Consider the following 10,612-nt stretch of genomic DNA (forward strand, 5'->3'; position numbering starts at 1 on the left):
TCAGCCGCGGTTGCGCCGCCACTGGCTCGACAGCAGCCACATCAGGTAGAGACCGCCGATCGCGCCGGTCGCGATGCCGACCGGCAGCCCTTCCTCACCGAACACCAGGCGCGTCACCAGGTCGCTGGCCACGAGCAGCAGCGCGCCCATCAAGGCCGACGACACGAGCGCCGGTTTCGCCGAGCGCGCCAGCCGTTTCGCCAGCTGTGGCGCGGCGAGCGCGACGAACGCGATGGGTCCCGTCGCCGCGGTGGCGATCGCGCACAGCGTCACGGCCACCGCGAGCAGCATCGCCCGGCTGCGCTCCACCGGCACGCCGAGCCCTTTGGCCGAGTCGTCGCCCATCTCCAGCAGCGCGAGCCGGCGGCCGTAGCCGAACGCGAGCGGCAGCAGCACCACCACGGCGATCGCGACCGGCCAGATCTCGTCCCACCCGCGGCCGTTGAGGCCGCCGACGAGCCACGCCTGCGCGGCGTACGCGTCCTGCAGCGAAGCCCGCGTGATCAGGTACGAGTTCGCGGCCGTGAGCATGGCGGCGACCCCGATGCCGACCAGGATCATCCGGAACCCCTGCAGCCCGCGCCGGTAGGCGAGCAACCCGACGGCCAGCGCCGTGAGCATCCCGCCGACGAGCGCGCCGAGCGCCACTTCGCCGGAACCGCCGTGCGCCAGCACGATCACGAGCAACGCGCCGGTCGCCGACCCCTCGGTGAAGCCGATGACGTCCGGGCTGCCCAGAGGGTTGCCCGACAGGCTCTGCAGCACGCCGCCGCTCACCGCGAGCGCCGCGCCGACCAGGATCGCGAGCAGCAGCCGCGGCAGCCGCAGCGTGGTCACGATGAACTCCGTGCCCGCGTCGCCGAAGCCGAAGAGCGTCTTCACGACGTCGAGGACCGACAGCGGGTAGTCACCCGTCGTCATGCTGACGGCGCTGAGCACGAGCAGCGCCACGGCAAGCACGATGCCCACCGCCAGCGCGCGCGGTGTCACGCGCAGCGAAACCCGCCGCACCCGGACGGGACGTTCCTCGATCGCGGTCACAGGCGCGCCAGCTTCCGCCGCCGGCACAGGGCGATGAACACCGGCGCGCCGAGGAACGCCGTCACGATGCCCACCTGCAGCTCCTCCGGCGGGTTGAGGATGCGGCCGATCACGTCGGACCCGATCAGCAGCACCGGCGACAGGATCATCGAGTACGGCAGCACCCACCGCTGGTCCGGACCCACCAGGATCCGCACCGCCTGCGGCACCGCCAGGCCGATGAACGCGATCGGCCCGATGGCCGCCGTCGAAGCGCCGCACAGCAGGGTGACCGCGATCGCGCCCAGGACCCGCGTGCGGCCGATGTGCGCGCCGAGCGCCTTGCCGGTCTGCTCGCCCAGCGCGAGCACGTTCAGCGGCCGCGCGAGCAGCAGCGCCAGCACGATGCCGATCGCGATGAACGGCGACACCTGCACCAGCACGTCCGCGCGCCGGCCGCTGAGCGAGCCGACGTTCCAGAACCGGAACTGGTTGAACGTGTCGGGGTCGATGAGCAGCACCGCACCGATGTAGGCCTGCAGCACCGCGGTGAGCGCCGCGCCCGACATCACGAGCCGGTCGGGCGTCGCGCCGCCGCGGCCGGCCGTGCCGAGCAGGTAGACGGCCACCGAAGCGACCGCGGCGCCGAGGAACGCGAACCACACGTAGCCGAGGACGGTCGTGACGCCGGTGAACGCGATGGCCGAGACCACCGCGGCGGCAGCGCCGTTGTTCACCCCGAGCAGGCCCGGGTCGGCGAGCGGGTTGCGCGTGAGCGCCTGCATTACCGCGCCGGCGAGCCCGAGGGCGGCGCCGACGAGGGCGCCGAGCAGCGTCCGGGGCAGGCGCTGGTCGTGGATGATGACCGCGTCCGCGCTGCCGTCGTTGTGCCAGAGGACCGACCAGGTCGAGCCGAACGGGATGCTCTTCGAGCCCACCCAGAGGCTGACAAGCATGATCAGCACGAGCAGCGCGACGGCACACACCAGGCCGCCGCCGCGCAGGGTTCGGGCCCGCCCCCGGTGTGCGGGTGGCCCCGCCGCCACGGGTGGGCTGACGCTGACGACCACCGACACCTCCTGGGGACCGGGCACTCCTTCGCGGGCGGTTCTTAGACTAGCCTTACCTATCAAGATGCGGTGCGGGCGGCACGCTGAGCAGGTGGAGCGAAGGGGAGGGCGCCGGTGACGACGGCTGCAGCGACGACCGGGCGGGACGTGCTGCGGCACGCGATCTCCGGACAGCGGGGGGCCGTGACGCTCTCGTCCGTTCTCGCCGCCGCGCACCAAGGGGGTGAAGCCCTGGTGCCCGTGGTGATCGGCGTGGTCATCGATCACGCCGTGGCCGACAGCTCCGTGCTCACGCTGCTCACCTGGCTGGGGGTGCTGGCGGTGGTGTTCCTGGTGCTGTCCTACAGCTACCGCTTCGGCGCGCGGGCCGCGGAACGCGCCGCCGAGCGCGCGGCGCACGACATCCGGCTCTCGCTCTCGCGGCGCGTGCTGCATTCGCGGGGCGGCACCGAAACGGGCGCGCTCGCGGGTGAGCTGGCCAGCATCGGGACGTCGGACGCGCGCCGCGTCGGGATGATCAACGCGACGGTGCCGTTCGGGATCTCGGCGCTGGCGGGCCTCGTGGTCAGCGCGGTCGCGCTGCTGCGGATGTCGGTGCCGCTCGGCCTGCTGGTGCTGCTCGGCACTCCCCCGTTGCTGTTGCTCGCACACCTGATCGGCAAGCCGCTGGAGAAGCGCAGTGAGGTGGAGCAGGAGCGCGCGGCGCACGCGTCAGGCGTCGCGGCCGACCTGGTGGCGGGGCTGCGGGTGCTCAAGGGCATCGGCGCCGAACCGGCCGCCGTCGACCGGTATCGCCGCACCAGCCGGGATTCACTGCTGGCCACCGTGCGCGCCGCCCGCGCGCAGGCCTGGCACAACGGCGCGCTCCTCGCGTTGACGGGCATCTTCATCGCGCTGGTGGCGCTCGTCGGCGGGAACCTGGCGGCAAACGGCGACATCAGCGTCGGCGACCTCGTCGCGGCGGTCGGGCTCGCGCAGTTCCTGCAGACGCCGTTCTCGATCTTCGCGTGGGTCAACGGCCAGTTCGCGCAGGGCCGCGCGTCGGCCGGGCGCGTCGCGACCGTGCTGAACTCCCCGCTCGCCGTGCCCGAGGGCAGCGCGTCGCTGCCGGCGCCGGCCGCGGGCGGGATCGAACTTTCCCGCGTGACGCACGGAAAGCTGCGGGAGCTCGACCTGTCCGTGCCCGCCGGACAGCTGCTGGGGGTCGTCACCGCCGACCCGGCCACGGCCACCGACCTGCTCGACTGCCTCGGCCGTTTCACCGACCCCGGTGCGGGCATGGTGCGCGTCGACGCGGTCGACCTGTCCACTGTGGACCCAGACCGCGTGCGTGAGGTGGTGCTCGTGGCCGCCCACGACGCCGATCTGTTCGAAGGAACCCTGGAGGAGAACGTGCGAGCGGGTGGCCCGGCGGTGCCGGACGGAGTGCTGGCGGCCGCGGCCGCCGACGAGGTGGCGAGCACGCTGCCGTCCGGCACGGCCACGGCCGTCACCGAACGGGGGCGCTCGCTCTCGGGCGGGCAACGACAACGCGTCGCGCTCGCGCGGGCGCTGGCGGCGGACACACCGGTGCTCGTGCTGCACGACCCGACCACGGCCGTCGACACGGTCACCGAAGCCCGGATCGCCGAAGGCATCGCCCGATTGCGCCGCGGCCGCACCACGATCGTGGTGACGACCAGCCCGGCGCTGCTCGCGGCCACCGACCGGGTGGTGCTGCTCGACGAAGGACGCGTGGTCGCCGAAGGCGAGCACGCCGGCCTCGTGCGCGAGCGCGCCGACTACCGCGCGGCGGTGCTCTCGTGAGCACCCGCGAACTGCTCCCGACCGCGGACGGGCACCGCATCCGCGCGGTACTGGGCGAACTGCTGCGCCGCTCGAAGGCGCGCGCCGCCGGGTCGTTCGCCTTCGTCGTGGCCGCCACGGCCGTCGGCCTGCTCACCGCGCCACTGCTGGGCCGCGTCGTCGACATCGTCGCGCAGCACCGCCCGGCCACGGACCTCGTGACGCCGGTCGTGGAGCTCGTGCTCGTGGCGGTCGCGTCGGCGATCGCCACGGCCATCGGGACCTCGATGCTCGCGCGCCTCGGCGAGACGATGCTGGCGGATCTGCGTGAGCGGTTCGTGGACCGCGCGCTGGGCCTGCCGCTCGAACAGGTCGAGAAGGCCGGTTCCGGCGACCTCACCACGCGCGTGACCAACGACGTGTCGGTCGTCGCCGAGGCCGTGCGCGAGGCGTTGCCGGAGCTGGGCCGGTCGGTGCTCACGATCGTGCTGACGCTCGTGGCCATGGCCGTGCTCGACTGGCGGTTTCTCCTCGCGGCCCTGCTCGCCGTGCCGATCCAGCTGCACACCGTGCGCTGGTACGTCCGGCAGGCGAAGCCGCTCTACGCGGCGCAGCGGGCCGCCGTCGGTGCACAGCAGCAACAGCTGCTCGACACGATCGGCGGTGCCAAGACCGTGCGCGCGTTCCGGCTGGCCGACGAGCACGTGGAGCGAGTGCGTCAGCGTTCGGACGGCGCGGTCGAGCTGGCGCTGCGCGGGATCCGCCTGGTCACGCGGTTCTTCGGCCGGCTGAACCTCGCGGAGTTCATCGGGCTCTCGGCCGTGCTGGCGGCGGGGTACCTGCTCGTGGGCGCGAACCTCGCGACGGTCGGTGTCGCCACCGCGGCGGCGCTGTACTTCCACAGCCTCTTCGGCCCGATCAACACGGCGCTCGCGCTCGTCGACGACGCGCAGGCGGCCGCGGCGAGTCTCGCGCGGCTGATCGGCGTGGCCGACCTGCCGGCACCGGTCGAGCCGCGGCAGCCGGCCCGGCCGGTCGACTCGTCGGTGAAGGCCGGCGCGTTGCGCCACTCCTATGTGGACGGTCACCCGGTGCTGCGGGAGGTGGACCTCGAACTCGCGCCCGGCGAACGCGTCGCGCTGGTCGGCGCGAGTGGCGCGGGCAAGACGACGCTGGCGAAGCTCATCGCCGGCATCCACCAGCCGGGCTCGGGTTCGGTGTCGCTCGGCGGCGTGGCGCTCGCCGACCTGGGCCCGGCCCAGACGCGGCGGACCGTGGCGCTGATCAGCCAGGAGGTGCACGTCTTCAGCGGCACACTGGCCGACGACCTGCGGCTGGCACGGCCCGAAGCGTCCGAAGAGGACCTTCGCGCGGCGCTGACCGTTATCGGCGCGCTGGAGTGGGCCCAGGCGCTTCCGGAGGGGCTCGACACGGTCGTCGGCGACGGCGGGCACCAGCTCACCGTCACGCAGGCGCAGCAGCTCGCGCTCGTGCGGCTCGTGCTGGCCGACCCGCCGGTCGCGATCCTCGACGAGGCCACGGCCGAAGCGGGCAGCGCGGGCGCCAAGACGCTGGAGGCGGCCGCCGCGGCGGCGCTCGCGGGGCGGACCGGGCTCGTGGTGGCCCACCGGCTCACGCAGGCGGCGGCGTCGGACCGGATCGTGGTGCTCGACGCGGGCGCGGTCGTGGAGACGGGCACGCACGACGAGCTGGTCGCCGCGGGCGGGCAGTACGCGACGTTGTGGGCCGCGTGGTCGGGGACGCGCCGGGTGGACGACCCAGTAACGGAGTGAGGCTCGCCGCGGTGGACGTGGTTGCATCGACAGGGCGGTCTGACTTAGGTTAGGCAAACCTGATTAATCGAGAGGACCGACGATGGCCCGCTTCTCCCTCCTGTCCGCCGCGCGCGGGCGCGCCCGGACCGCCGGGGCGCTCGCCGCGGCGCTCGTGCTCACCGGCGCGCTCACGGCGTGCGGCTCCGACACCCCCGCGGCACCGGGCTCGACCGGCACTTCCGGCGCCACGGACCCCGGCGCGTTCCCGGTCACCATCGAGCACAAGTACGGCTCGACCACGATCGAGAAGGCGCCGCAGCGCGTCGTCACCGTCGGCCTCACCGAGCAGGACTCGCTGCTCGCGCTCGGCGTCGTGCCCGTCGGCACCACCGACTGGCTCGGCAACTTCCCCGGCGCCATCGCGCCGTGGGCCAAGGCGCAGCTCGGCAACGCGCCGCTGCCGACCGTCCTGAAGGACGCCGACGGGCCGCAGTTCGAAAAGATCGCCGCGCTGAAGCCGGACCTCATCATCGGCCTGTACTCGGCGCTCACGCAGGAGCAGTACACCACCCTGTCGAAGATCGCGCCGACGATCGCGCAACCCAAGCAGTACAACGACTACGGCATCCCGTGGCAGGACACGACCAGGACGGTCGGCAAAGCCGTGGGCAAGGCGAAGGAAGCCGACGCGCTCGTCGCCGGGGTCGAGGACCAGTTCGCCAAGGCCCGCGCCGCGCACCCGGAGTTCGCCGGCAAGAGCGCCCTGATGGCCACCCAGTACGACGGCTACTTCGTCTACGGCAGCGAGGACCCGCGCTCGCGCATCCTGACTTCGCTGGGCTTCCAGCTGCCCCCGAACCTCGACCAGCTCATCGGCGACAAGTTCGGCGCGAACATCAGCGCGGAACGCACCGACCTCCTCAACGTCGACGCCCTGGTCTGGATCGTCGACACCATCCCGGGCGGCCAAGCGACCCTGGCGAAGGACAAGCTGTACTCGGGCCTGAACGTCGCGAAGCAGAAGCGCGAGGTCTTCATCGAAGACCCGAGCACCTACGGCAGCGCCACGTCGTTCGTCAGCGTGCTCAGCCTGCCCTACACGCTCGAGCGGATCGTCCCCCAGCTCGCCGCCGCCGTCGACGGCAATCCGGCCACGGACGTGAAGCCCGCGGCCTGATCTGTGCACGCCCCAACGCCCGGCCGGGAGACGTCCTCCGGCCGGGCGTTGTGACTGCCTGCCGACTCAGCTTGCCGGCGAGCCAGCGGACTCAGTCCTCGGTGGAGTACACGAGCCGATCCACGTAGTGACGATTTCGTCGAGAACGGACAATGGCACCTGGCCCTCGGAAAGTACTGCCGTGTGGAAAGCGCGAAGGTCGAAGTGGTTGCCGAGCACGTGACGGGCCTGGTTACGCAGTCGGCCGATCTCACGGCGGCCCACCATGTACGCCAGGGCCTGCCCCGGCTCCGACAGGTAACGGTCCACTTCGGACTCGATCAGCGCCGGAGCCATCGGGGTGTTGGCAAGGAGGTACTCCACCGCGCGCCGGCGGCTCCAGCCCTTGGCGTGCAGCCCGGTGTCGACGACCAGTCGGGCCGCGCGGTTGGAGTCCATCGCGAGCATGCCCAGCCGGTCGAGCGGACCGGAGTACAGACCCATCTCGTCGGCCAGCCGTTCGGCGTAGAGAGCCCAGCCTTCGCGGAACGCGGTGACCTGCGCGGTGCGGCGCAGCAGCGGCAGGTTCGTGCGTTCCTGGCTCAGCGTCATCTCGAAGTGGTGACCCGGCACGCCCTCGTGGAACGCCGTGACCTGCGCCTTGTGCCTCGGGACATCGGCGGGGCTCCTCGTGTTCACGAAGTAGGTGCCCGGCCGGGCACCGTCGAGGCTGCCGACCAGATAGGCGGAGGGAACACGGGACGAGCTCGTAGGTGGGTACGCGGCCACCTCGCATTCCGACGAAGGCATGGCGGCGAACCAACCAGGTGCGGCCGCCGTTGCCCGCACTACCGCGTCGCGGGCCGCGAGGAGCATCTCCTCCCCGGTGCGGAACCGGAGCGTCAGGTCGCCCCGCAACCGCGCGAAGATCTCGCTCAGCCTCGAAGTCCCGAACACCGCCGGGCCGAGCGCCACGTACTCCTCGCCGAGCTCGGCGACGAGTGAGAGACCGATCCGGTGCAGTTCGTCCGGCGAAAGGCCGGTCGTGGTGTGTCCGCGCACGGCGGCCGCGTACCGGATCTCCCCGCCCGGCAGCCAACACACCCCAGCGTGGTCAGCGTCGCGGCCGCGTGGCAGGAGCTCGCTGGTCAGCACGTCGCGGTAGGCCCGGATCGCGGGGGCGGCAACCTCTCCGAGGATCTCGTCGCAACGGTCGCCGAGCGCACCCTCAGCCGACCGGCGCAGCGTGCCGAGGTCGGCGAGCTGGTCGTCGAGGTGCTTCACGGCGGCCACCACGAGGTGCGCGACCGGGAGCAGCCCGGCCGCCATGCCGTCGCGATGGCGCCGGGTGAGCGTCTCGAAGAACGTGGGCAGGCTACGCAATCGGCCCACAAGGTCCTCGCCCATGGTCAGCGGCAGTGTGGCCAGATCGAGCAGCAACCCGGGAACAGGGGTGAGGATGAAGTCGCTGACGGTGAACTCGGTCCACCGGCCCTCGGCCCGTTGACTGTGCATCCGTGCCTGCTGAACGACGACCGCCCGGGTGACCAGCTCGGAGGCGGTCAGCTCGGCCGGGTCCAGCCGTTCGGCGCGGTCCGCGATCCGCGCGACGGTGGTGGCGAAGTCCGATTCGGTGGCTTCGCCGTAGTCGGGCAGCCGGTCGCCATAGCCGGGGATGCCCTGCACGATCGCGGACATCGGGAACCGGTCGAGCACCGTCCGATGGAGCTCATCAGCCAGCTTCGTGACCTCGGCCATCGTTCCCCCAACGGCCGGACCGGACCCACTCATCGTGTCATCCCGATCCTGATCGGTCGCGGGCACGCCCACAGCGTGGTGAGTCGTCTTCGACTGCAGTCCCCCTTCCGAGTTCCCAACCCGAGAGAAGCCGTCGCTCGTCAACGAACCTCAGCACAGAGCCTGAAACACCGAACCGTCCGGCCGGAAGCTCTCCGCCCGGGCGGTTTCGTGTTGCTGCGTCAGGACTCCATGGCCTCGATGAGCGACTTCGGCCGCAGGTCCGTCCAGTTCTGTTCCACGTAGTCGAGGCACGGCTGGCGAGCGTCGGGGCCGAAGGCGGTGGTCCAGCCGGCCGGGACGGCCACGAACTGTGGCCACAGGCTGTGCTGGCCCTCGTCGTTGACGAGCACGAGGTAGGTGCCGTCGGGGTTTTCGAAGGGGTTGGTCATGGTGTTGTCCTAATCGGTAGTAGGAGTAGTTCTTCCGGCTCGTGATCGAGCCGGTTGGTGCTGGTCCGCCGGCGGGCGATGCCTAGGTTTTCCGGTCGTTCGACGACTTAAGAAAGAACGGCGCGTCGGCCGGTGGGCCGGTGCTTGTGGTGGTGGGATGTCGTGGCGCGAGTCCGCCGCAGGAGGTGACCTCTCGGTGTGTTCCCGAGCCGCGAGCTCTTCGGCAGAACGAGGTTCCTGCGGTGTGCTGGAGTCACGAACGGCTACTGAGATGACGGACCATCGAGTCCCGCGATTAGGGCGCTGCGTGACCCTGCCTGGACCCGTGAGCAGCCGCAATAGCGAAGGAGGCGTGACGGTTTGACACTGTTCTGCGGCATCGACTGGGCCGAATCCCACCACGATGTCGCCATCGTCAACGACACCGGAACCGTGGTCGCGAAAGCCCGCATCGGCGACGACGCGACCGGGTTCGCCCACCTGCTCGACCTGCTGGCCGAGGGCGGCGACACCGCCGGAAACCCGATCCCGGTCGGGATCGAGACCGACCACGGACTGCTCGTCTCTGCGCTGCGCGCCACCGGACGCACCATCTACGCGATCAACCCGCTCTCCGCATCGCGGTACCGGGCCCGGCACCAGGTCTCGGGCGCGAAGTCCGACGCCGCGGACGCGGTGATGCTGGCCAACATCGTGCGCACCGACGCCGACGCACACCGCCCACTGCCGGCCGACACCGATCTCGCCCAGGCGGTGCGGGTGCTCGCGCGGGCCCAGCAGGACGCGGTCTGGGCCCGCCAGCAGCTGGGCAACCAGCTCCGATCGCTGCTCAAGCAGTTCTACCCCGCCGCGCTCGACGCGTTCGCCGGCCAGCCCGAGGGCGGCCTGGCCCGTCGCGACGCCCGCACCGTCCTCGCCGCCGCACCCACACCCGCGCTCGCAGCGAAACTCACCCGAGCACGTCTGCGGACACTGCTGGCCAAGGCCGGGCGCCGCCGCAACGTCGATACCGACGTTGATCGCCTCCACGGTGTGTTCCGGTCTGATCGGTTGCGGCAGCCACCGATCGTGGAGAACGCGATGGGCATCCAGTTTTCGGCTTTGCTGAGCCAATTCGAGGCCGCCTGCGCCGCCGCTGACAGTCTGGCGGAAGCGGCACGAACCCATTTTGAGCAGCACCCGGACGCCACGATCATCACCAGCTTCCCCGGCCTGGGACTGCTGGCCGGCGCCCGGGTGCTCGCCGAAATCGGAGACGACCGCACCCGCTTCACCGACCCCCGCGGCCTCAAGGCCTACGCCGGATCCGCCCCCATCACCCGCGCCAGCGGCCGAAAAACCGTGATCACGCACCGACACATCAAAAACCGGCGCCTGGCCGCGGTCGGCCCGATCTGGGCACTGGCCTCGCTGCGCGCCAGCCCCGGCGCCAGACGCCACTTCGACACCCGCCGCGCCGCCGGAGACTGGAACCACCAAGCCCAACGACACCTGTTCAACAAGTTCCTCGGACAGCTTCACCACTGCCTCCAAACAGGACAACTCTTCGACGAACATCAGGCCTTCCCACCTCCACTCACCGCTGCGGCTTGACTCTTAAGAACCTGAGATGTCTTT

At 71.4% G+C, this 10,612-nt stretch carries 8 protein-coding genes; 4 read left to right on the plus strand and 4 right to left on the minus strand.

Going from position 1 to position 10,612, the window contains the following annotated elements:
- Positions 1–1,041, minus strand: a complete 1,041-nt coding sequence (locus K1T34_RS45895) for an iron chelate uptake ABC transporter family permease subunit (RefSeq protein WP_255638047.1) — start codon at positions 1,039–1,041, stop codon at positions 1–3.
- The gene (locus tag K1T34_RS45900; RefSeq protein WP_220240953.1) at positions 1,038–2,090 is read right to left on the minus strand and encodes an iron ABC transporter permease; all 1,053 of its coding nucleotides are present in this window, start codon (positions 2,088–2,090) and stop codon (positions 1,038–1,040) included. Before K1T34_RS45900 ends, K1T34_RS45895 begins: the two co-directional genes overlap by 4 nt.
- Positions 2,091–2,204: 114 nt before the next feature.
- On the opposite strand from K1T34_RS45900, the gene K1T34_RS45905 reads away from it, so the two are divergent.
- The 3 genes from K1T34_RS45905 to K1T34_RS45915 all read left to right on the plus strand — a co-directional run bounded on the left by K1T34_RS45905 (position 2,205) and on the right by K1T34_RS45915 (position 6,827).
- Entirely contained in the window at positions 2,205–3,896 is a 1,692-nt protein-coding gene (locus tag K1T34_RS45905; RefSeq protein ID WP_255638048.1) for an ABC transporter ATP-binding protein, read from the plus strand.
- Positions 3,893–5,668, plus strand: coding sequence for an ABC transporter ATP-binding protein (locus K1T34_RS45910; RefSeq protein ID WP_220240956.1), 1,776 nt, complete (start codon positions 3,893–3,895; stop codon positions 5,666–5,668). Before K1T34_RS45905 ends, K1T34_RS45910 begins: the two co-directional genes overlap by 4 nt.
- An 82-nt stretch (positions 5,669–5,750) precedes the next feature.
- A complete protein-coding gene (locus K1T34_RS45915) occupies positions 5,751–6,827 on the plus strand; it encodes an iron-siderophore ABC transporter substrate-binding protein (RefSeq protein WP_220240958.1) in 1,077 nt (358 codons plus the stop codon).
- A gap of 66 nt (positions 6,828–6,893) precedes the next feature.
- Here K1T34_RS45915 and K1T34_RS45920 read toward each other — a convergent pair whose 3' ends face one another.
- A complete protein-coding gene (locus K1T34_RS45920) occupies positions 6,894–8,564 on the minus strand; it encodes a DUF885 family protein (protein WP_220240959.1) in 1,671 nt (556 codons plus the stop codon).
- A 221-nt stretch (positions 8,565–8,785) separates the two neighbouring features.
- Entirely contained in the window at positions 8,786–8,995 is a 210-nt protein-coding gene (locus K1T34_RS45925; protein ID WP_220240961.1) for an MbtH family protein, read from the minus strand.
- A 360-nt stretch (positions 8,996–9,355) separates the two neighbouring features.
- Between K1T34_RS45925 and K1T34_RS45930 the strand changes: the two genes are divergently transcribed.
- On the plus strand, positions 9,356–10,588 hold the full coding sequence (locus K1T34_RS45930) for an IS110 family transposase (protein WP_220240205.1): 1,233 nt from the start codon (positions 9,356–9,358) through the stop codon (positions 10,586–10,588).
- Positions 10,589–10,612 lie beyond the last annotated feature (24 nt).

Source organism: Amycolatopsis sp. DSM 110486 (assembly GCF_019468465.1).
Classification (GTDB): Bacteria; Actinomycetota; Actinomycetes; order Mycobacteriales; family Pseudonocardiaceae; genus Amycolatopsis.

What these genes read in the sequence shown, in the direction of transcription:
- K1T34_RS45915 (WP_220240958.1), top strand. Translation starts at nt 5,751, where the DNA reads ATGGCCCGCTTCTCCCTCCTGTCCGCCGCGCGCGGGCGCGCCCGGACC.
- K1T34_RS45920 (WP_220240959.1), bottom strand. Translation starts at nt 8,564, where the DNA reads ATGGCCGAGGTCACGAAGCTGGCTGATGAGCTCCATCGGACGGTGCTC.
- K1T34_RS45925 (WP_220240961.1), bottom strand. Translation starts at nt 8,995, where the DNA reads ATGACCAACCCCTTCGAAAACCCCGACGGCACCTACCTCGTGCTCGTC.